22 protein-coding genes are annotated in these 21,806 nt (G+C 69.0%); 17 read left to right on the top strand and 5 right to left on the bottom strand.

Annotated features, from left to right (window positions below):
- The first annotated feature begins 12 nt into the window (after positions 1–12).
- From mtgA to pyrF, 13 genes are all read left to right on the top strand, one after another.
- A complete protein-coding gene (gene mtgA / locus HWX31_RS31010; protein WP_059932181.1) occupies positions 13–753 on the top strand; it encodes a monofunctional biosynthetic peptidoglycan transglycosylase in 741 nt (246 codons plus the stop codon).
- Positions 754–1,195: 442 nt separating this feature from the next.
- Positions 1,196–2,812, top strand: coding sequence for a S10 family peptidase (locus tag HWX31_RS31005; RefSeq protein ID WP_174965125.1), 1,617 nt, complete (start codon positions 1,196–1,198; stop codon positions 2,810–2,812).
- Positions 2,813–2,891: 79 nt separating this feature from the next.
- A complete protein-coding gene (locus HWX31_RS31000; RefSeq protein WP_174965124.1) occupies positions 2,892–3,290 on the top strand; it encodes an EF-hand domain-containing protein in 399 nt (132 codons plus the stop codon).
- Positions 3,291–3,618: 328 nt separating this feature from the next.
- Positions 3,619–4,521: an IclR family transcriptional regulator gene (locus HWX31_RS30995; protein WP_059672948.1), complete on the top strand. Its 903-nt coding sequence runs from the start codon at positions 3,619–3,621 to the stop codon at positions 4,519–4,521.
- Entirely contained in the window at positions 4,518–5,543 is a 1,026-nt protein-coding gene (locus HWX31_RS30990; RefSeq protein WP_174965123.1) for a 2-dehydro-3-deoxygalactonokinase, read from the top strand. The genes HWX31_RS30995 and HWX31_RS30990 overlap by 4 nt, the downstream gene beginning before the upstream one ends.
- A 29-nt stretch (positions 5,544–5,572) precedes the next feature.
- On the top strand, positions 5,573–6,250 hold the full coding sequence (locus tag HWX31_RS30985; RefSeq protein ID WP_174965122.1) for a 2-dehydro-3-deoxy-6-phosphogalactonate aldolase: 678 nt from the start codon (positions 5,573–5,575) through the stop codon (positions 6,248–6,250).
- Positions 6,250–7,029, top strand: coding sequence for an SDR family oxidoreductase (locus HWX31_RS30980; protein WP_174965143.1), 780 nt, complete (start codon positions 6,250–6,252; stop codon positions 7,027–7,029). The genes HWX31_RS30985 and HWX31_RS30980 overlap by 1 nt, the downstream gene beginning before the upstream one ends.
- A 121-nt stretch (positions 7,030–7,150) precedes the next feature.
- Positions 7,151–8,146, top strand: coding sequence for an arabinose ABC transporter substrate-binding protein (locus HWX31_RS30975; RefSeq protein ID WP_174965121.1), 996 nt, complete (start codon positions 7,151–7,153; stop codon positions 8,144–8,146).
- 66 nt (positions 8,147–8,212) lie between these two features.
- Positions 8,213–9,724, top strand: a complete 1,512-nt coding sequence (araG, locus tag HWX31_RS30970) for an L-arabinose ABC transporter ATP-binding protein AraG (protein ID WP_174965120.1) — start codon at positions 8,213–8,215, stop codon at positions 9,722–9,724.
- A 70-nt stretch (positions 9,725–9,794) separates the two neighbouring features.
- Entirely contained in the window at positions 9,795–10,811 is a 1,017-nt protein-coding gene (gene araH / locus HWX31_RS30965) for an L-arabinose ABC transporter permease AraH (RefSeq protein WP_174965119.1), read from the top strand.
- 19 nt (positions 10,812–10,830) lie between these two features.
- Positions 10,831–11,610 carry an SDR family NAD(P)-dependent oxidoreductase gene (locus HWX31_RS30960; protein WP_174965118.1) on the top strand — a complete coding sequence of 260 codons (780 nt, stop codon included), beginning with the start codon at positions 10,831–10,833 and terminating at the stop codon, positions 11,608–11,610.
- A 50-nt stretch (positions 11,611–11,660) separates the two neighbouring features.
- A complete protein-coding gene (locus HWX31_RS30955; protein WP_174965117.1) occupies positions 11,661–12,731 on the top strand; it encodes an aldose 1-epimerase in 1,071 nt (356 codons plus the stop codon).
- A gap of 39 nt (positions 12,732–12,770) precedes the next feature.
- Positions 12,771–13,613: an orotidine-5'-phosphate decarboxylase gene (pyrF, locus tag HWX31_RS30950; protein ID WP_174965116.1), complete on the top strand. Its 843-nt coding sequence runs from the start codon at positions 12,771–12,773 to the stop codon at positions 13,611–13,613.
- An 85-nt stretch (positions 13,614–13,698) separates the two neighbouring features.
- Here the strand turns inward: pyrF and HWX31_RS30945 are convergent, their stop codons facing one another.
- The 3 genes from HWX31_RS30945 to thiL are packed head-to-tail and all read right to left on the bottom strand — an operon-like array spanning position 13,699 to position 15,762.
- Positions 13,699–14,199, bottom strand: a complete 501-nt coding sequence (locus tag HWX31_RS30945; protein WP_059617126.1) for a CinA family protein — start codon at positions 14,197–14,199, stop codon at positions 13,699–13,701.
- Between the two features lie 29 nt (positions 14,200–14,228).
- Positions 14,229–14,774, bottom strand: coding sequence for a phosphatidylglycerophosphatase A family protein (locus HWX31_RS30940; RefSeq protein ID WP_059617124.1), 546 nt, complete (start codon positions 14,772–14,774; stop codon positions 14,229–14,231).
- A complete protein-coding gene (gene thiL, locus HWX31_RS30935) occupies positions 14,764–15,762 on the bottom strand; it encodes a thiamine-phosphate kinase (RefSeq protein WP_175934003.1) in 999 nt (332 codons plus the stop codon). The genes HWX31_RS30940 and thiL overlap by 11 nt, the downstream gene beginning before the upstream one ends.
- Positions 15,763–15,939: 177 nt before the next feature.
- Between thiL and HWX31_RS30930 the strand changes: the two genes are divergently transcribed.
- The 4 genes from HWX31_RS30930 to HWX31_RS30915 all read left to right on the top strand — a co-directional run bounded on the left by HWX31_RS30930 (position 15,940) and on the right by HWX31_RS30915 (position 20,546).
- A complete protein-coding gene (locus HWX31_RS30930) occupies positions 15,940–18,240 on the top strand; it encodes an NADP-dependent malic enzyme (RefSeq protein ID WP_174965888.1) in 2,301 nt (766 codons plus the stop codon).
- A gap of 330 nt (positions 18,241–18,570) precedes the next feature.
- Positions 18,571–19,002, top strand: a complete 432-nt coding sequence (locus HWX31_RS30925) for a ribonuclease (protein ID WP_174965887.1) — start codon at positions 18,571–18,573, stop codon at positions 19,000–19,002.
- 16 nt (positions 19,003–19,018) lie between these two features.
- The gene (locus tag HWX31_RS30920) at positions 19,019–19,585 is read left to right on the top strand and encodes a barstar family protein (protein ID WP_010094281.1); all 567 of its coding nucleotides are present in this window, start codon (positions 19,019–19,021) and stop codon (positions 19,583–19,585) included.
- Positions 19,554–20,546 carry a hypothetical protein gene (locus HWX31_RS30915; protein ID WP_174965886.1) on the top strand — a complete coding sequence of 331 codons (993 nt, stop codon included), beginning with the start codon at positions 19,554–19,556 and terminating at the stop codon, positions 20,544–20,546. Before HWX31_RS30920 ends, HWX31_RS30915 begins: the two co-directional genes overlap by 32 nt.
- A 69-nt stretch (positions 20,547–20,615) precedes the next feature.
- Here HWX31_RS30915 and HWX31_RS30910 read toward each other — a convergent pair whose 3' ends face one another.
- Both HWX31_RS30910 and HWX31_RS30905 read right to left on the bottom strand, forming a co-directional pair.
- Positions 20,616–21,383 (bottom strand): 16S rRNA (uracil(1498)-N(3))-methyltransferase, encoded by a 768-nt coding sequence (locus HWX31_RS30910; protein WP_174965885.1) that lies wholly within the window; start codon positions 21,381–21,383, stop codon positions 20,616–20,618.
- Positions 21,380–21,796: a VOC family protein gene (locus HWX31_RS30905; protein WP_059483457.1), complete on the bottom strand. Its 417-nt coding sequence runs from the start codon at positions 21,794–21,796 to the stop codon at positions 21,380–21,382. The genes HWX31_RS30910 and HWX31_RS30905 overlap by 4 nt, the downstream gene beginning before the upstream one ends.
- Positions 21,797–21,806 lie beyond the last annotated feature (10 nt).

Genomic DNA, 21,806 nt, shown 5'->3' with positions numbered 1-21,806 from the left:
AGGCGGCGGCAGGTGGTCGCGGTCAGCGGTGCGCAGCGGCGCGAGCGGGCGGTCGGCCCGGCGCGCTGGCTCGTCTACGCGGGCTCGGTGTTCGCGGGCGCGTGGCTCGCGACGCAGCTCTACTATTTCGCGCAGATCGCGATCTGGTCGGTCGTGAACCCGGGCTCGACCGCATTCATGCGCACCGATGCGTGGTGGCTGTCGCGCGACAATCCTCCCGCGTCGATCCAGCATCAATGGGTGCCGTACGACCAGATCTCGCGCAACCTGAAGCGCGCGCTCATCGCGTCGGAGGACGCGACCTTCGCGACCAACAACGGCTACGACGCCGACGCGATCCTGCAGGCGTGGGAGAAGAACAAGGCGCGGGGCCGGATCGTCGCCGGCGGCTCGACGATCACGCAGCAGCTCGCGCGCAACCTGTTCCTGTCGCGCGAGAAGAGCTACATCCGCAAAGGGCAGGAGCTCATCATCACGTGGATGCTCGAGACTCTGCTCGACAAGGAGCGGATCTTCGAGATCTATCTGAATTCCGTCGAATGGGGGCGGGGCGTGTACGGCGCCGAGGCGGCCGCGCGCTATTACTACCGGATTCCGGCCAGCCGGCTCGGCGCGTGGCAATCCGCGCGGCTCGCGGTGATGCTGCCGAAGCCGCGCTATTTCGACGCGCATCGCGGCACCGCCTACCAGGCGCAGCGCGCGGCCGTCATCGCCCGGCGCATGGGCGCGGCCGCGCTGCCGCAGTCGGAGTGAGCGCGCCGCGCGCGCGCGTTTGGCTCGATCTGCCCGATCGGCCGTTCAGCGGTTCCTGCCTCATTTTTGCGCTGCAATGCATGCGCGACGTCATGCATTGCGCACGCATTATCTAGACGAATTCCTCTATTTCAGTTTGCTGACCAATGCCCGTGTTCGGGCCCTGTTTGGTTGCAGACACAACGAAAACCCGGCAGTTGTCAGTAAATTCGAATGAACGCGCAGCTTGTTGAAAGCCACGCGAAATGCAACGTTTCGGAACTCGAATCATTTCTGAAAGCTCCGCACTGCATCGAATATCCTTCGAATATTTCCAAATTTTTCAAAGCGGACCGGCTCACGTATATTGGCCTGCGCCTCGGCCTATCGGCCGTGCCTTCGAGGCAGGGGGCGGCCTATCCGACCGCTCGACACAACAATATTCGAGAGAAGGAAAACAACGATGCCAGCGAGCAAAGCGAAGTTGTTATTGGGTGCAGTTCTCTCTTCGCTGATCCTGGCGGCGTGCAATGGAGACGACGTGACGTCGGCCTCCAGCTCCGCAAGCGCCGACAGTTCAGCCGATGCCTCTTCAACGGCGGACAAGCCGTACAACGATCCCAACCGCTATTCGTCGGACCCGGGCGCGTCGATCACTGCGTCGGCCGCGCTCGAACGCGCCGCCGTCACGCATCACCAGATCACGCTGAACGGCAAGACGATCCGCTACACCGCCACGACCGGCCACCTGACCGCGCGCAATCCGCAGACGGGCGCGCCCGAGGCGTCGTTCTTCTACGTCGCGTATACGGCCGACAACCAGCCGGCGGCGCAGCGGCCGGTCACGTTCTTCTATAACGGCGGGCCGGGTTCCGCGTCGGTGTGGCTGCATCTCGGCTCGTTCGGCCCGCGGCGCGTCCAGACCGGCGACCCGAACGCGAACACGTCGTCGTTCCCGTTCGTCGACAATGCGGAAAGCCTGCTCGACACGTCCGACCTCGTGTTCGTCGACGCGATCGGCACCGGCTTCTCGGAGGCGATCGCGCCGAACACGAACCAGTCGTTCTGGGGCGTCGACGAAGACGCGGGCGCGTTCCGCGACTTCGTGACCCGCTACCTGGCCGTGAACCAGCGCAACGGCTCGCCGAAATACCTGTTCGGCGAATCGTACGGAACGCCGCGCACCGACGTGCTCGCGAACCTGCTCGAGACCGCCGGCGTGAATCTCACGGGCATCGTGCTGCAGTCGTCGATTCTCGACTACAACAGCAACTGCGACATGGCGAGCAACAACGTCGGCAGCTCGAACAACGGCGCGAGCCCGGTGAGCTGCGCGGGCTACGTGCCGAGCTATGGCCAGGTCGGCGCGTACTACCAGCTCGACAATCCGAACCCGTCCAGCATGCCGCAGTATGCGGACCAGATGCGCCTGCTGACGGCGGGCTCCTACGTGCCGGCGGTGAACGCCTACCTCGCGAGCCATACCGCGCCGCCGGGCAGCCTCGTCACGACGATGGCGAATGCGACCGGCGCGAAGGCGCCGATGTGGCGCGCCGACTTCAACGTGATCCCGACCTACTACGACAACAGCTACCAGCTGTCGCTGATCCCGGGCACGCTGATCGGCCGCTACGACGCGCGCGTGAACGTGCCGGTGTCGAGCCCGCTCGCGTCGGAAGGCGATCCGTCGAGCACGTTCATCACGAAGCCGTTCACCGACACGATCGGCCGCTATCTGCCGAACGAGCTGAAGTACACGGCGCAATCGGCCTATTCTGTAAGCAGCAATGCGATCCAGACGTGGGACTGGAGCCACGACGGCCTCGCGATGCCCGACACGATCCCCGATCTCGCCGCGGCGCTGACGCTGAACCCGGCGCTGAAGGTGCTGTCGCTGAACGGGTATCACGACATCGCGACGCCGTTCTACCAGACGGAGCTCGATCTTGCGCGGCTCGGGTCGCAGCCGAACCTGACGATCAAGGACTATCAGGGTGGACACATGGTCTATCTCGACGATACGTCGCGTCCGCAGGAGAAGGCCGATCTCGTGACCTTCTACAACGCGATCGCGCATTGATCCGATGCGCGGACCGGCGGCGCGCGCCACGGCGCGGGCCGCCGGCCGTCGACGACCTCATTCCAGACTGGAGCCTGACATGAAGAAGCGATTTATCGTCATCGCCGCAGCGCTCGCCTGCGGCAGTCTCGCCACCTCGTTGTCCGCGCTCGCGCAGGCGAGCGACGCCGCCGCACCGGTGCGATCCCGCCAGGCGCAGCTCGGCGATCCGTACGTGCCGCCCGCCGCGCGCAAGCCGACCGCGGGCACGCAGACGACCGGCGCCGCGCTGCACGCGCAGGTGGTGGCCAAGCTCGCCCGGCAGTTCCGCGCGGCCGACACGCAGAACACCGGCTCGGTGACCGAGGCGCAGGCGCGCGCGGCCGGACTCGGCTACGTCGCGAACCACTTCCGGCAGATCGACGCGACCGGCAGCGGGCGCGTGTCGTTCAGCGACGTGCAGCGCTACATGCAGACGCGCGACGCGAACCAACAGTAAGCGCGCCACGGCACGACAAACGGGGGCGGAACCTGCGGCGAATGCGGGTTCCGCCCCCGTATTGCATCGTGCACACGCGCCGCAATATCTCATTATCTGGACAACGCATTCAAATATTGGAGCTGAATGCGCGCACTCCTACAATCCGAAGCACATCGACAAGCTTCGGACTTCCGCATCGCGCGGTGCCCGACGCACACGGAGACACTTTCCATGACGTACGCCGGGCGCTTTACTCGGTGCATCGACCGCCGCTTCGCCGCGGCGCCGGATCACGGTCCGGCGCGCGCGCCGCGGCATGACCGATTCCGTTGAAGACAGCCCGCTCATGACCAACATGCCCGCATCTTTTGCCCTCGACGTCCGCCGTCCGGCACCGGACGGCGCGCCGCCCCTCACCGACAGCATCGGCGCGACCAGCACGCCGCTCGATCTCGCGGCGCAGCAGGCCGGCACGCAGACGCTGCTGCGCGGCCTCGCGATCCTCGAGGCGATCGCGAACGGCGCGCGCGACATGCGCGCGATCGGCGCGGCGCTCGGCACGACGCGCAGCACCACGCACCGCCTCGTCAGCAGCCTCGTGCAGGCGCGCTACCTGCGCCAGGTGCAGGGCGGCTACCTGCTCGGCCCGAAGCTGATCGAGCTCGGCACGATCGCGCTCGAGCAGATGCCGCTGACCGCGGTCGCGCGGCCGCACCTGGAGGCGCTCGCCGAAGCGACGCTCGACACGATCCACCTCGGCGTGCGCGACGGCGACGACGTGCTCTACATCGACAAGATTCCCGGCACGCGCGGGCTCGAGATGCGCTCGCGCGTCGGCCACCGGATGCCGCTCGCGTCGACCGGCATCGGCAAGGCGATGATGCTCGACCTCGAGCCCGACACGTGGCGCACGCTGTTCGAAGCCGCGCGGCGCGCGCTCGCCGGCGTGAACTTCAAGCCGGACCGGCGCCCCGACGCGAGCGCGTTCCTGCAGCGCATGGCGCATTATGCGGCGGGCGGCTACACGTTCGATCTCGAGGAAAACGAAGCGTCGATCCGCTGCGTCGCCGCGCCGATCCGCGACGCGTCCGGCGCGATCGTCGCGGCGGTGTCGGTGGCGAGCACGATTCCGTACATGCCGCACGACCGGATGGACGAGCTGATTCCGCTCGTGCAGCGCGAAGCGCGAGCCATTTCCGCGGAACTGGGCTGGAGCCCGCCGCAGGGTACCCGCAGGATCAAACGATGACAAACCAGACCCGGATCGCTCCGGACACCTTCACCACCGCCCCGGCGCTGATCGCGCTCGACTGGGGCACGACGTCGCTGCGCGCGTACCTGTACGACGCGCACGGCGCGCTGCTCGCGACACGCAGCCGCGCGGCGGGCGTGATGCACGTGCCGGCCGGCGGCGCGCGCGCGTTCGACGCCGCGTTCGAGGACGCATGCGGCGACTGGCTCGACCGCGCGCCCGGCGTGCCGGTGCTCGCCGCCGGCATGGTCGGCAGCGCGCAGGGCTGGCGCGAAACGCCTTACGTCGAAGCGCCGGCCGGCGTCGACGCGCTGGTCGCCGGCATCGTCACGCTCGAAAGCGCGCGCGGCGCGACGGTGTCGATCGTGCCGGGCGTGATCGCGACGGGCGAGTTGCCCGACGTGATGCGCGGCGAAGAAACGCAGATCGTCGGCGCGCTCGATGAAGCGTCTTCAATTGGAGCGGATCATTCAGGTCTACTGATCGGGCTGCCGGGCACGCATGCGAAATGGGCGTGGGTGAAGCGCGGGCTCGTCGAGCGTTTCCAGACCTTCATGACGGGCGAGCTGTTCGGCGCGCTGCGCGATCACACGATCCTCGGCCGCACGATGCGCTCGCCCGATGAACCCGATCGCGCGGCGTTCCTGCGCGGCGTGTCGGTCGCGCGCGGCGCGCAGCGGGCCGGCCTGCTCGCGACGATTTTCAGCACGCGCACGCTGGGCCTGACCGGCCGTCTCGCGCCGCAAGCGCAGGGCGACTACCTGTCCGGCCTGCTGATCGGCCACGAGCTGAATGCGCTCGACGCGATGCTCGCGGAGCGAGGCGTCGCGCTCGCGAACCAGCCGCTGCTGCTGATCGGCGACGACGCGCTGTGCGCGCGCTACTCGGCCGCGCTGCACGCGTTCGGTTGCCCGCATGCGCGGGTCGTCGCCAATGCGACCGAGCGCGGGCTGTGGCGGATCGCGTCGCGCGCCGGGCTCGTGCGCGCGGACGGCGCGCCGGTCTGCGCCGATCTATGAAACGAACCGATTGCGGAGGAAAGCCATCCATGTCGTCCGAACTCACGCTGCCCGCGCCGTATGCGCCGCATCCCGCGCTGATGCAGGCGTTCGCCGCGTGCCCGCTGATCGCGATCCTGCGCGGCATCGCGCCCGACGACGCGGCGGCGCACGGCCGCGCGCTCTATGAAGCGGGCTTCCGGATCGTCGAAGTGCCGCTCAACTCGCCCGAGCCGTTCGACAGCATCACGGCGCTGCGCCGCGCACTGCCCGACGACGCGATCGTCGGCGCGGGCACCGTGCTGCGGGCCGAGTATGTCGACCGCGTGCGGGACGCGGGCGGCGCGCTGATCGTGATGCCGCACAGCGACGGCGCGGTGATCCGCCGCGCGCGCGAGCTGGGCCTCGCGAGCGCGCCCGGCGTCGCGACGCCGACCGAGGCGTTCGCCGCGCTCGCGAACGGCGCGGACGTGCTGAAGATGTTCCCGGCCGAGCAGCTTGGCCTGACGGTCGTGAAGGCGTGGCGCGCAGTGATCGATCACACGGTGCCGCTGGTGCCGGTCGGCGGCGTCACGCCCGACAACATGCAGCCGTTCCTCGCCGCCGGCGCGAACGGCTTCGGGCTCGGCTCCGCGCTGTACCGGCCCGGCCAGTCCGCCGACGCGACCGCGGCCCACGCGCGCGCGTTCCAGGCCGGGCTGCGCGCGGCGCGCGGCGGAGCCGCATGATGGGCCGCCTCGCGGGCAAGGTCGCGATGGTGACGGGCGCAGGGCGCGGCATCGGCGCGGCGATCGCGCACGCGTTCGCACGCGAAGGCGCGGCGGTCGCGCTCGTCGACGTCGATCTGCCGCAGGCTTGCACGACCGCGGACGCGATCGCGCGGGAGATCGACGGTGCGCGCGTGCTGCCGCTCTACGCGGACGTCACGCGCCAGGACTCGGTGAGCGACGCGCTCGCGCAGGCCGAAGCGTCGCTCGGGCCGCTCGACGCGCTCGTCAACAACGCGGGCATCAACGTGTTCTGCGATCCGCTGACGATGACCGACGACGACTGGCGCCGCTGCTTCGCGGTCGATCTCGACGGCGTGTGGCACGGCTGCCGCGCGGCGTTGCCCGGCATGGTGGAGCGCGGGCGCGGCAGCATCGTGAACATCGCGTCGACGCATGCGTTCCGGATCATTCCGGGCTGCTTTCCGTACCCGGTCGCGAAGCACGGCGTGCTGGGCCTGACGCGCGCACTCGGCATCGAATACGCGGCGCGCAACGTGCGCGTGAACGCAATCGCGCCGGGCTACGTCGAGACGCAGCTCACGCGCGACTGGTGGGACGCGCAGCCGGACCCGGCCGTCGCGCGGGCCGACACGCTCGCGCTGCAGCCGATGAAGCGGATCGGCCGGCCGGAGGAAGTCGCGATGACGGCCGTGTTCCTCGCGTCGGACGAAGCGCCGTTCATCAACGCGACCTGCATCACCGTCGATGGCGGGCGCGCGGCGCTGTACCACGACTGAAGGACTCAAAGAACCTGCAGGACCGAATCGAAAGACCGCAGCGTGCGATGGCCGCGCGCACGCTGCGTCGACACTAATAGGCGGCCGTATTCCGATCGCTGAAGACAAGGAGACGCTGGAGATGAAACGCAGATCGTTCGTCACGCTCGCCGCCGCCGCCGCGGTGCTGATGGGCAGCCCGCTCGCGCACGCGGCCGACCCGGTCAAGATCGGCTTCCTCGTGAAGCAGCCGGAGGAGCCGTGGTTCCAGGACGAGTGGAAGTTCGCGGAGCTCGCCGCGAAGGACAAGGGCTTCACGCTCGTGAAGATCGGCGCGCCGTCCGGCGAGAAGGTGATGAGCGCGATCGACAACCTCGCCGCGCAGAAGGCGCAGGGCTTCATCATCTGCACGCCCGACGTGAAGCTCGGGCCGGGCATCGTCGCGAAGGCGAAGTCGCACGGGCTGAAGATGATGACCGTCGACGACCGCCTCGTCGACGGCGCCGGCAAGCCGCTCGAGGCGGTGCCGCACATGGGCATCTCCGCGTACAACATCGGCAAGCAGGTCGGCGACGGCATTGCGGCCGAGATCAAGAAGCGCGGCTGGAACATGAAGGAGGTCGGCGCGATCGACATCACCTACGAGCAGTTGCCGACCGCGCACGACCGCACGAGCGGCGCGACCGACGCGCTCGTTGCCGCCGGCTTTCCGAAGGCGAACGTGATCGCCGCGCCGCAGGCGAAGACCGATACCGAGAACGCGTTCAACGCCGCGAACATCGCGCTCACGAAGAACCCGCAGTTCAAGCACTGGGTCGCCTACGGCCTGAACGACGAAGCGGTGCTCGGCGCGGTGCGAGCGGCCGAAGGGCGCGGCTTCAAGTCGGCCGACATGATCGGCATCGGCATCGGCGGCTCCGACTCGGCGCTGAACGAGTTCAAGAAGCCGCAGCCGACCGGCTTCTTCGGCACCGTGATCATCAGCCCGAAGCGCCACGGCGAGGAAACGTCCGAGCTGATGTACGCGTGGATCACGCAGGGCAAGGCGCCGGCGCCGCTCACGCTCACGACCGGCATGCTCGCGACGCGCGAGAACGTCGGCAAGGTGCGCGACGAGATGGGGCTCGCGTCGAAGTAAACGTCCCGGGCGGCTGCCGCGCGCTGCGGCGGCCGACGGTCGATCGATCGTAACTGGAGAGGCGAAGTGTCAGCGGCACTGCGTTTTGACAATATCGGCAAGGTGTTTCCCGGCGTGCGCGCACTCGACGGCATCTCGTTCGACGTGCGTGCGGGCGAGGTGCACGGCCTGATGGGCGAGAACGGCGCGGGCAAGTCGACGCTGCTGAAGATTCTCGGCGGCGAATATCAGCCCGATGCGGGCAGCGTGCTGGTCGACGGCCGGCCCGTGCATTTTCCGAATGCGGCCGCGTCGATCGCGGCCGGCATCGCGGTGATCCACCAGGAGCTGCAGTACGTGCCGGACCTGACGGTCGCGGAGAACCTGCTGCTCGGCCGCCTGCCGAATGCGTTCGGCTGGGTGAGGAAGGGCGAGGCGAAGCGCTACGTGCGCGAGCGGCTCGCCGCGATGGGCGTCGATCTCGATCCGGACGCGAAGCTCGGCCGGCTGTCGATCGCGCAGCGGCAGATGGTCGAGATCTGCAAGGCGCTGCTGCGCAACGCGCGCGTGATCGCGCTCGACGAGCCGACGAGCTCGCTGTCGCACCGCGAGACCGAGGTGCTGTTCAAGCTCGTCGACGACCTGCGCGCAGAAGGCCGCGCGCTGATCTACATCTCGCACCGGATGGACGAGATCTACCGGCTGTGCGACGCGTGCACGATCTTCCGCGACGGCCGCAGGATCGCGTCGCACGCGTCGCTCGCCGACGTGCCGCGCGAGCGCCTCGTCGCGGAGATGGTCGGGCGCGAGATCGCCGACATCTATCACTACGCGCCGCGCGCGCTCGGCGACGTGCGCCTGTCGGTCGAAGGGATCGAGGGCGACGCGCTGCGCGAGCCGGCCAGCTTCGCGGTGCGCGCGGGCGAGATCGTCGGCTTCTTCGGGCTCGTCGGCGCGGGGCGCAGCGAGCTGATGCGGCTCGTGTACGGTGCCGATCGCAAGCGCGCGGGCGCGCTCGCGCTCGACGGCGCGCGCATCGACGTGAAGCGCACCGGCGACGCGATCCGCCACGGCATCGTGCTGTGCCCGGAGGACCGCAAGGAGGAAGGGATCATCGCGATGGCGTCGGTCGCGGAGAACATCAACATCAGCTGCCGTCGCCATTCGCTGCGCGCGGGCCTGTTCATCGACCGCAGGACCGAGAGCGAAACCGCCGACCGCTTCATCCAGCGGCTGAAGATCAAGACGCCGAGCCGCCGCCAGAAGATCCGCTTCCTGTCGGGCGGCAACCAGCAGAAGGCGATCCTGTCGCGCTGGCTCGCGGAGCCCGATCTGAAGGTCGTGATCCTCGACGAGCCGACGCGGGGCATCGACGTCGGCGCGAAGCACGAGATCTACGACGTGATCTACCGGCTCGCGGAGCGCGGCTGCGCGATCGTGATGGTGTCGTCGGAGCTGCCGGAAGTGCTCGGCGTGTCCGACCGCATCGTCGTGATGCGCGAAGGGCGCATCGCGGGCGAGCTGCCGCGCGCGCAGGCGAACGAGCATGCGGTGCTGAACCTCGCGCTGCCGCAGACGAGCGCCGCGCAGGCGGCCTGAATTCACCACGACATTCGATTCCCGCGCGGCCGCCGACGGACCGCGCGATGCAGGAGCAGGAGACACCACCATGCAAGTCAGAGAAAACCTCGCCAGTGCCGCCGTGAAGCCCGCGGCCGACGCGCTGGTCCCGCAGCCGTCCGATCGCCAGAAATGGTGGCAGCAGCTCACCGACTACAGCCTGATCGCGATCTTCGCGGCGATGTTCGTGACGATGTCGCTGAGCGTCGATCACTTCTTCTCGATCGACAACATGCTCGGCCTCGCGCTGTCGATCTCGCAGATCGGGATGGTCGCGTGCACGATGATGTTCTGTCTCGCGTCGCGCGACTTCGACCTGTCGATCGGCTCGACCGTCGCGTTCTCGGGCGTGCTGTGCGCGATGGTGCTCAACGCGACCGACAACACGTTCGTCGCGATCCTCGCCGCGGTCGCGGCGGGCGCCGCGATCGGCTTCGTGAACGGCGCGGTGATCGCCTACCTGCGGATCAACGCGCTGATCACGACGCTGGCGACGATGGAGATCGTGCGCGGGCTCGGCTTCATCGTGTCGAAAGGGCAGGCGGTGGGTGTGTCGTCGGACACCTTCATCGCGCTCGGCGGCCTCACGCTGTTCGGCGTGTCGCTGCCGATCTGGGTCACGCTGCTGTGCTTCGTCGTGTTCGGCGTGCTGCTGAACCAGACCGTGTACGGGCGCAACACGCTCGCGATCGGCGGCAACCCTGAGGCGTCGCGGCTCGCGGGGATCAACGTCGAGCGCACGCGCGTCTGGATCTTCCTGATCCAGGGCGCGGTGACCGCGCTCGCGGGCGTGATCCTCGCGTCGCGCATCACGTCGGGCCAGCCGAACGCCGCGCAGGGCTTCGAGCTGAACGTGATCTCCGCGTGCGTGCTCGGCGGCGTGTCGCTGCTGGGCGGGCGCGCGACGATCTCGGGCGTCGTGATCGGCGTGCTGATCATGGGCACCGTCGAGAACGTGATGAACCTGCTGAACATCGACGCGTTCTATCAATACCTGGTGCGCGGCGCGATCCTGCTGGCGGCCGTGCTGCTCGACCAGCTGAAGAATCGCGGCGGGCGCGACTGAACCGATGGAGCTTACCGACATGCATAACGAAACGTCCGCGCACTATGCGCGCTTCCCGAGCCTTACCGACCGCACCGTGCTGATCACCGGCGGCGCGACCGGCATCGGCGCCGCGTTCGTCGAGCACTTCGCGGAGCAGGGCGCGCGCGTCGCGTTCGTCGATCTCGACGCCGCGGCGGGGCAGGCGCTCGCCGCGCGTCTCGCGCATGCGCGCCATGTGCCGCTGTTCGCCGCATGCGACCTCACCGACGTCGGCGCGCTGCGTCGCACGATCGACGCGATCCGCGCGCAGGCCGGCGCGATTGCGGCGCTCGTCAACAACGCGGCGAACGACGTCCGCCACGAGATCGGCGACGTGACGCCCGAATCGTTCGACGCGGGCATCGCGGTGAACCTGCGCCACCAGTTCTTCGCCGCGCAGGCGGTGATCGACGACATGAAGCAGCTCGGCGGCGGCTCGATCATCAATCTCGGCTCGATCAGCTGGATGCTGAAGAACGGCGGCTATCCCGTGTACGTGACGGCGAAGGCGGCCGTGCAGGGGCTCACGCGCGGGCTTGCACGCGACCTCGGCCCGTTCGGCATCCGCGTCAATTCGCTGGTGCCGGGCTGGGTGATGACCGACAAGCAGCGCCGGCTGTGGCTCGACGACGCGGGCCGCGCGGCGATCAAGGCCGGCCAGTGCCTCGACGCCGAGCTGCTGCCCGCCGATCTGGCGCGCATGGCGCTGTTCCTCGCGGCCGACGACAGCCGGATGATCACCGCGCAGGACGTGATCGTCGACGGCGGCTGGGCCTGAGCCGCGGCCGCGCGCCGCGAACCGACGACACTTCGACGAAGGAGCCCCTCATGACCGCTACGTCCTCGCTTGCCGCGTCGGCGGCGCCGCAATCGCGCCGCGCGCGCCTCGCCGCCGCCGCGCATCCGGTCAGCGCCGGACCGCAGACCGCCGCGCTCGCGCAGGGCGTCGGCGCGTCGCACACGGCGGCCGTCACGCTGTCGAACGCGGCGCTGCGGGTCGACGTGCTGCCGCATCTGGGCGGCGGGATCGCGCGCTTCGACTGGCGCGACGACGGTGCGCTGACGCCGGTGTTCCGCCGCTGCGAACGGCCCGATGCCGCGACCGATCCGAACGAGCTCGCGTGCTATCCGCTGCTGCCGTACTCGAACCGGATCGGCGGCGCGCGCTTCGAATGCGACGGCCGCCGCGTCGCGGTGCCGCGCAACCGCGTCGACGAGCCGCTGCCGATCCACGGCGACGGCTGGCTCGCACGCTGGCAGGTCGACGCCGCGACCGACACGACGCTGCGGCTGTCGCTCGATCGCGGCGACGGCGCGCCCTATGCGTTTCGTGCGACGCAGACCTTCATGCTCGACGACGCGACGCTGTCGATCGCGCTGACGATCGAGAGCGCCGGCCGCGCGCGGCTGCCGTTCGGGCTCGGCGTGCATCCGTTCCTGGTGCGCGACGACGCGACCGCGCTCGCCGCCGCGGCGGGCGGGCTGTGGCTGTCGGGCGCGGACTTCCTGCCGGTGCGGCACGTGAACGTGCCGCCGGCGTGGCAGTTCGGCGTCGCGTATCCGCTGCCGGCGACGCTCGTGAACCATGCATTCACCGGCTGGGGCGGCCATGCGACGGTGAGCTGGCCGCGCCGCGGGCTCACGCTGACCGTCGCGGCCGATGCGGATGCCTACGTGCTCTATACGCCGCCCGGCGAGGATTTCTTCTGCTTCGAGCCGGTCGATCATCCGATCAATGCGGTGAACCTGCCGGGCGGCGCGGCCGCGCACGGGATGACGCTGCTCGCGCCGGGCGAGCGGCTCGCGCGGCGCTTCGCGTTCACCGTCGAGCGCAGCGACGTGCGCGGCGATGCACGCGCTGATGCGCTCGCGCGCGAAAGCCGCCGGCGACGCAGGTAAAATGGGCGGTCTACCAACGGTCAGCCGCGAGTACCCGCCATGTCTTCCCCGCTTACTTTCATCGAATCGCTGCGCGCCGCGTGGCAGCGCACCAATTCGCTGCTGTGCGTCGGCCTCGATCCCGAGCCGTCGCGCTTCCCCGTGCAGTTCGACGGCCAGCCCGACGCGATCTTCGAATTCTGCCGGCAGATCGTCGACGCGACCGCGCCGTACGCGAGCGCGTTCAAGCCGCAGATCGCCTACTTCGCCGCGCATCGCGCGGAAGACCAGCTCGAGCGGCTGATCGCGCACATCCACCTGCAGCATCCGGGCCTGCCGGTGATCCTCGACGCGAAGCGCGGCGACATCGGCAGCACCGCCGAGCAATACGCGCGCGAAGCGTTCGAGCGCTACCGTGCGGATGCGGTGACGGTGAACCCGTACATGGGCTTCGACTCGGTCGAGCCGTATTTCGAGCACGAAGGCAAGGGCGTGATCGTGCTGTGCCGCACGTCGAACCCGGGCGGCTCGGACCTGCAGTTTCTGGAAACGGGCGGGGCCGGCCATCCGGGCCGCCCGCTGTATCAGGTGGTCGCCGACCTCGCGGCGAACAAGTGGAACGCGAAGAACGGCCAGCTCGGCCTCGTCGTCGGCGCGACGTTCCCGAACGAAATCGAAGTCGTGCGCGGGATCGTCGGCGACATGCCGCTCCTGATTCCGGGCATCGGCGCGCAGGGCGGCGACGTGGAGGCGACCGTCCGCGCGGGCCGCACGGCCGACGGCACCGGGATGATGATCAACTCGTCGCGCGCGATCCTGTATGCGAGCAAGGACGAGGATTTCGCCGAAGCCGCGGCGCTCGCCGCGCAGAAGACCCGCGACGCGATCAACGCGCATCGTTGAGCGGGGCGGGCCGCCGATCGCGGCCCGTATCATGGGGCCATCCGGTGCGGCCCTCTCTTGCGGCCCGCACCGGGCCGCCGGCGCGTCAGCCCTCGCGCTCTTCGAGCAGCTTCAGCAGGCCGCGCAGCGCATGCACGGCGGCCTGCGTACGGATCTGCTCGCGGTCTCCCTTGAACACCAGCGTCTCGGCGTCGGTATGCAGCCGGTTGCTCCACGCGAACGACACGGTGCCGACCGGCTTCTTCTCGCTGCCGCCCGCGGGCCCGGCGATGCCGGTCACCGCGAGCGACACCTGCGCGCGGCTGTTGCGCAGCGCGCCTTCGGCCATCGCGCGCGCGACCGGCTCGCTGACGGCGCCGTGCCTGTCGATCAGCTCGGGCGGCACGCCGATCATCTCGCTCTTGGCTTGGTTCGAATAAGTAACGAAGCCGCGCTCGAACCACTGGCTGCTGCCGGAGATGTCGGTGATCGCCGCGGCGATCATCCCGCCGGTGCAGGATTCGGCGGTCGCGAGCAGCAGGTGCTCGTCGCGCAGCTTGTTGCCTGCGCGGATCGCAAGCTGATGGACGACGGAATCGGTTGGCATGCGAAAGGGGAGTACAGGAGTCGGAAAGGTCAGCCGGCGAAGGACCGCCACAGCGCGATCACGAGCAGCGACATGAACGCGGCGATCAGGTCGTCGGCCATGATGCCGAGGCCGCCCTTCATCCGGCGTTCGAGGTAGCGGATCGGCGGCGGCTTGAGCATGTCGAAGCAGCGGAACACGACGAAGGCCCAGAGCTGGCCGACGAACGTCGCCGGCGTGACGAACAGCATCACGATCCAGATCGCGACGATCTCGTCCCAGACGACCGGGCCCGGGTCGGCGTCGCCCAGCTGCTTCGCGGTGAAGCCGGTGAGCCAGACGCCGGCGACGAAGCCGGCCGCGATCAGCCCCCACCATTCGGGCACCGTCAGGTAGCGGCTGAACGCGACGAACGTCAGCCAGCCGAACAGCGTGCCGAACGTGCCGGGCATGATCGGCGCGAGGCCGCTGCCGAACCCGAGCGACAGCAGGTGCGCGGGATGCGAGAACATGAAGCGCGCGGTGGCGCGTCTCGGCGTGCGGGGCGTTGCGCCGGCGTCGGCCGCGGCGCGCGGGGGCGTCGGGTCAGTCTGCATGGAAGTGATCGAAACCGTGCAACGTGAGAGCCAGGGGCGCGCCGGCGGCGTCGTGCCACGCGATCGCGGGCCGCTCCGACGGCGCGGACAACGCGCGTATTGTACCGATTCGCGTGACCGCGACGCCGGCGCCGGCGCCCGCCGCCTCGACCGCCGCGCGGGCGGCGGCGGGCGCGGTGAAGCACAGTTCGTAGTCGTCGCCGCCGGCGAGCGTGCAGCGGCGCTGCACGTCGGGCGGCAGCGTCGCGAGCGCGGCCGAGCGCGGCACCGCGTCGGCGTCGATGTCCGCGTGCACGCGCGAGCGCTCGAGGATGTGCTGCAGGTCGCCCGCGAGGCCGTCCGAGAGGTCGAGCGCCGCGTGCGCGACGCCCGCGAGCGCGAGGCCGAGCGCGACGCGCGGCTCGGGGCGCTCGAGCGCCGCCCGGAACACGGCCGCCGCCTGCGCGCCGGCCGTCCATTCGCCGCGCGCGACGCCGAGCCCGGCCCGCGCGTCGCCGAGCGTGCCGGACACCCAGACGTCGTCGCCGTCGCGCGCGGCGTCGCGCCGCAGCGCGGCGTCGGGCGCGACTTCGCCGAACACGGTCACGCACAGGTTCAGCGGCCCGCTCGTCGTGTCGCCGCCGATCAGCTCGCAGCCGAACCGCTCCGCAAGCGCGAAGAGCCCGTCGCTGAATGCTTCGAGCCACGCCGCGTCGGCGCGCGGCAGCGCGCACGCGAGCGTGAACGCGCGCGGCTCGGCGCCCATCGCCGCGAGGTCGGACAGGTTGACCGCGAGCGTCTTGTGGCCGAGCGCATGCGGCGCGACGTCGGGGAAGAAGTGGCGGCCCTCGACCAGCATGTCCGTCGAAATGGCGAGCAATTTCCCGGATCGCGGTGCGAACAGCGCGCAATCGTCGCCGATCCCGAGCGTCGCGGCGCGCGCGCCCCGGGCCGCGCGCCGCGCGAAGAAGCGGTCGATCAACGAGAACTCGGAGAGGGAGGCTGGCACGGCGGACGGACCCGAAGCGGTTGAGAGAACGGCACATTGTACGAGGCGAACGGCGGCGTTCCTGCACCGTTCAGTACAATTTTGTCGCGACTGTTGCACCCGAATCGGGGTTTTGGCGACTTCGATTGGCGCTACAATGCGTCGACTAGGTATTCTAATCCGCACGCCACGAGACACATGTCCACGCAAGCCTCCTCCAAAGCCAAGCTCCGCGAAGCCGCCCTCGACTACCACGAATTCCCGACCCCCGGCAAGGTCGCGATTGCGCCGACCAAGCAGATGATCAACCAGCGCGACCTGGCGCTCGCCTATTCGCCGGGCGTCGCGTTCGCGTGCGAGGAGATCGTCGAGAATCCGCTCAACGCGGCCCGCTTCACCGCGCGCAGCAACCTGGTCGGCGTCGTCACGAACGGCACCGCGGTGCTCGGCCTCGGCAACATCGGCCCGCTCGCGTCGAAGCCGGTGATGGAAGGCAAGGCCGTGCTGTTCAAGAAATTCGCCGGCATCGACGTGTTCGACATCGAGCTGAACGAGTCCGATCCGCACAAGCTCGTCGACGTGATCGCCGCGCTCGAGCCGACCTTCGGCGGCATCAACCTGGAAGACATCAAGGCGCCGGACTGCTTCATCGTCGAGCGCGAAGCCCGCAAGCGGATGAAGATCCCGGTCTTCCACGACGACCAGCACGGCACCGCGATCGTCGTCGCCGCGGCCGTCACGAACGGCCTGAAGGTCGTCGGCAAGGACATCAAGGAAGTCAAGCTCGTCGCGTCCGGCGCGGGCGCGGCCGCGCTCGCGTGTCTCGACCTGCTGGTCGACATCGGCCTGCCGCTCGAGAACATCACGGTGACCGACCTGGCCGGCGTGGTCTACAAGGGCCGCACCGAGCTGATGGACCCGGACAAGGAGCGCTTCGCGCGCGAAACCGACGCGCGCACGCTCGCCGAGGTGATCGACGGCGCGGACATCTTCCTCGGCCTGTCGGCGGCCGGCGTGCTGAAGCAGGAGATGGTCAAGGGGATGGCCGAGCGCCCGCTGATCCTCGCGCTCGCGAACCCGACGCCGGAAATCCTGCCGGAGCTCGCGCTCGAAGTGCGCCCGGACGCCGTGCTCGCGACCGGCCGCACCGATTATCCGAACCAGGTCAACAACGTCCTGTGCTTCCCGTTCATCTTCCGCGGCGCGCTCGACGTCGGCGCGACGACGATCACGCGTGAAATGGAGATCGCCGCCGTCAACGCGATCGCCGAGCTCGCGCAGCAGGAGCAGAGCGACATCGTCGCGACCGCGTACGGGATCCAGGACCTGTCGTTCGGCCCCGAATACCTGATTCCGAAGCCGTTCGATCCGCGCCTGATCGTGAAGATCGCGCCGGCCGTCGCGCAGGCCGCGATGGACGGCGGCGTCGCGACGCGCGCGATCGAGGACATGGACGCGTACAAGCAGCACCTGCAGCAGTTCGTGTATCACAGCGGCACGACGATGAAGCCGATCTTCCAGCTCGCGCGCAGCGTGTCGGCCGAGAAGAAGCGCGTCGTGTTCGCGGAAGGCGAGGAAGAGCGCGTGTTGCGCGCCGTTCAGATCGTCGTCGACGAAAAGCTCGCGAAACCGATCCTGATCGGCCGTCCGGCCGTGATCGAGCACCGTATCCAGCGCTACGGCCTGCGCCTGACGCCGGGCGTCGACTACACCGTCGTCAACACCGAGCACGACGAGCGCTACCGCGAGTTCTGGCAGGACTACGCGAAGATGATGGCCCGCAAGGGCATCAGCGAGCAGCTCGCGCGCGTCGAGATGCGCCGCCGCACGACGCTGATCGGCTCGATGCTCGTGAAGAAGGGCGAAGCGGACGGGATGATCTGCGGCACGATCAGCACGACGCACCGCCACCTGCACTTCATCGACCAGGTGATCGGCAAGCGCCCGGGCTGCAGCGTGTACGCGGCGATGAACGGCCTTGTGCTGCCGGGCCGGCAGATTTTCCTCGTCGACACGCATGTGAACGTCGATCCGACCCCGGAACAGCTCGCCGAGATCACGATCATGGCGGCCGAGGAAGTGCGCCGCTTCGGCATCGAGCCGAAGGTCGCGCTGCTGTCGCACTCGAATTTCGGCACGAGCAACGCGCCGTCCGCGCAGAAGATGCGCGATACGCTCGCGATCCTGCAGGAACGCGCACCGGACCTGAAGGTTGACGGCGAAATGCACGGCGACGTCGCGCTCGACGCGGCGCTGCGCAAGGAAATCCTGCCGGAATCCACGCTGGAAGGCGAAGCGAACCTGCTGGTCCTGCCGAACATCGACGCCGCGAACATCGCGTACAACCTGCTGAAGACGGCCGCGGGCAACAACATCGCGATCGGGCCGATCCTGCTCGGCGCCGCGCAGCCGGTGCACGTGCTGACCGAGTCGGCGACGGTGCGCCGGATCGTCAACATGGCCGCGCTGCTCGTGGCCGACGTGAACGCAACGCGTTAAGCGAATTTGTAAATAAAAGAAAAAACGGCGTGCCCGCAATGGGCACGCCGCCGGGCAGGGCGCGCACGCGCTTCCCATAAGCAACAGCAGCATCTCTCCACTCCGGGTTGCGAGCGTGGCAAGGAGGCAGGGTCTTGCCATGCGAGAGATGCCGTCGGCATTTTATCTCATGTAAGATAAAAGCAACCATATTTCGGTAAAATTTGCGCGGGGCCCGATCCGGACGAGCTTTCAATCCCCAAACGAACATTGATTCGCGCGGACAATAGCGCTACGCTAACGCCTTTGTTGGTCGTCAACTACTTGATTTAACAGCGGGAACCCTGGTTCATGGCACGCAAGTGGCTCCGCAACGGCGCGCTCGCGTCCGTCTTCGCGATGTTCGCGATGGGTATCGTCGGCACGCCGACGGGCAGTCTGGTTTCCGCCGCCTACGCACGGCAGGCCGTTACGGCCGACGTGGCCGCCGGCGGGTTCGATACGATCCCGACCGCCCGCCTTCCGCGCGAGGCCGTGACCACGCTCGGCCTGATTGCCGGTGGCGGTCCCTATCCGTACGAGAAAGACGGCGTCGTGTTCGGCAACCGCGAGCGGATCCTGCCGAAGGCGAAGCGCGGCTTCTACCACGAGTACACCGTGCCGACCCCGCGCGCGCGCAATCGCGGTGCGCGCCGGATCGTCTGCGGCGGGCCGCTGCGCCGGGTCGACAATTGTTATTACACGGACGACCACTACAACAGTTTCAAACGTATTGTTGAATGACTTCGGGATGAACGGCATGAGCGACTCCATCTACACGCACGACACGGCGTCGGCGGCGGATCTGTTCGCGGCCGGCGACGGCAATCTGTTTCAGCGCGTGATGCAGCTGCGCGCGGCGGTGCAGGCCGGCGACGCGCCGGCAGAGCAGGAAGCCAGCCCCGGGCTTTCATCGAACGAGGAGCCTATGAGCCTTTTCACGACCGTGCGACCCAATCTCGTGCAGTCGATCCGCGCGTTTCGCGTGCAGGATCTCGCCGACGAAGCCGGCCGGCTCGGCCAGCATTTCCTGTATGCGTATTGCGGCGCCGCGCAGTCGAAGCAGGAAGTGATGGAAACGATCGCGACGTCGTTCCTGTTTCCGAAACATTTCGGCAAGAACTATGACGCGCTGTACGACTGCCTGACCGACCTGGTCGCGAAGGCGGGCGCGCAGCCCGGCTTCGTGATCGTGCTCGAAGGGCTGCCGATCGCGCAGAAGTTCGACAAGGAAGGCCGCGAGACGCTGCTCGACGTGTTCCGTGAAGCGGCCGAATTCTGGGCCGAGCGCAAGGTTGCGTTCCGCGTGTTTTATTCGTTCGCGTAAAAGTCCGGCGCTCGTCTCGGTCGTACAAGAAAGCCCGCCTTCGTGCGGGCTTTTTTGCGTCTGTGGAACCGGCGGCGGTGCGCCGCCTGCGGCGCGAGCCCGTCGACGCTTTCATCGCGCGCCATTTTCCGGGACAATCGGCCGCCGTCCGGCGCGTCGGGGCTTGCGGCGACGCAGCCGACTTCGTGTGCCGGACCGACAATTCGATCAATCCGAGAGAGAGGGCTGTATTCCCATGACCGATTTCCGTCTCGCGCGGCGTGCCGCCGTGCGCGTGCTTGTCCTGTCGGCGCTCGCCGTCGCCGGCGTCGCCAATGCCGCACCAGTTTCGCCGATCCGCACCACCGAGCTGTTCCTTGGCCTGTTCGTGAACGGCGACCTGTCGAAGGGCCGGGAATACAACGACGCGATGCGCGACTATCTGCACGGCAAGAACGCGTTCGATCTCGATGCGTACGAGAAGACGAGGACCGACCTGCGCAAGCAGTTGGCAGACCGGCTCGTGGATGCGCTGCCGCCCAACGTGCGCGCGCGCCAGGAAAAGCCGGCCCGCGACATGATGGCCGCGTTTGCTTCGACGACGAGCCGGTCCCGGTGCAGGGTGACGGGCGAGACGCGTGCGCCGAACCCCGGCCGCGACGGACAGTCGATCGCGACCGTGACCTATGCATGCGACGTGGCGAATGTCGGGCCCGGCGTAAAGCAGGTGGAGGCCGCGGTGCTGCCGGCGCCGGGCAAGTCGGAACAACAGCGCAGGGCGGCGTTCGACACGATATTCGCCGACATGGCCCGAGCGATGAACGACGCGCCGGTCGATCTGCCGATGACCGGTTCGATCGAACTGTTCGGCAGCGACGATACGGCGTGGACGAGCCCGTACGCAGGCGACATGTACCAGGCCGTGGCCGACTCGATTTTCAAGTCGGTCAGGATGCCGCGGATGGAGCGCGGCGACGAATGACGGGGCCGGCGAGCGCGCTGCCGGCGGCGGCGTGGCGACGTCCGCCGTTGCCGTCACGGCCGGCGTCGGTCACCACCCGCCCCAGCGCGCCGCCAGCGCGGCCAGCACCGCCGCGCCGGCCGTCTCGGTGCGCAGCACGCGCGGCCCGAGCGACAGCGCGGTGAACCCGTGCGCGCGCGCCGCGTGTTCCTCGTCGGGCGACAGCCCGCCTTCCGGGCCGATCAGCAGCATGACGTTCGCCGCGGGCGGCGAATCCGGCAACGACGCGAACGGGATGCTCGCGCGCGGCGACAGCAGCAGCCGCAGCTCGCCGTCGGCCGGCGCGGCCGGCAGCGCATCGAGCCACGCGTCGAAGCCGCGCACCGGCGCGACGTCCGGCACGCGGTTGCGTCCGCACTGTTCGCACGACGCGCGCACGATGCCGCGCCAGTGCGCGACGCGCTTCTCCGCGCGCTCGCCCGACAGCCGCACGACGCCGCGCGACGTCGACAGCGGCGCGATCGCCGCGACCCCGAGCTCGACCGCCTTCTCGATCACCCAGTCCATCTTGTCGCCGCCGGCGATCCCCTGCGCGAGCGTCACGCGATACGGCGGCTCCGCCTCCGCCGGCTCGAACGCGTCGAGTTGCGCGACCGCGCTGCGCTTGTCGATCTCGACGAGCCGCGCGCGGTACTGGCCGCCCGTGCCGTCGAACAGCGCGAGCGCATCGCCCGGCTGCAGCCGCAGCACCTGCGCGTGACGGGCGACGTCGGCCGGCAGCGTGAGCACGGCGCCGGCGCTCAGCGCCGCTTCGACGAAAAAGCGCGGCACGGCCGCGGTCGTAGTGGCTTCGCTCATGATTCGAGACGGCGCGCGAGCGCCCAGCGGTAGCCGTCGAGATCCTCGACCTGCGCGAAGCGGTCGCCCCAGAACTGGTCCTGCGGCGCGCTCAGCGATTTCGCGCCGGCGTCGAGCGCGCGCTGCCAGGTCGCGTCGACGTCGTCGACGTACAGATAGAACGATTGCGGCGCAGTCGCGCCCGCGCTCCGCGGCGTGCGGGCGGTCGAGCCGAACGCGCCTTCGGGCGCGAACATCACGATCAGCTGGCCGCGATAGACCATCTCGACGTGCATGATCGCGCCGTCCTCGTCGAGCATGTCGCGCAGCTCGAAGCCGAACGCGGCCTTGAAGAAATCGATGCTCGCGTGCGCGTTGCGCACGGCCAGGTAAGGCGTCAACCAAGGCACGTCGGCCGGACGTGGATCGGCCATGAAAATCTCC

Origin of the sequence: Burkholderia ubonensis (assembly GCF_902833085.1) — a bacterium.
In the GTDB taxonomy this organism is placed as follows: domain Bacteria; phylum Pseudomonadota; class Gammaproteobacteria; order Burkholderiales; family Burkholderiaceae; genus Burkholderia; species Burkholderia ubonensis.
The sequence above is the reverse complement of the archived record's forward strand: the minus strand, read 5'-3'. Positions and strand labels throughout refer to the sequence as shown.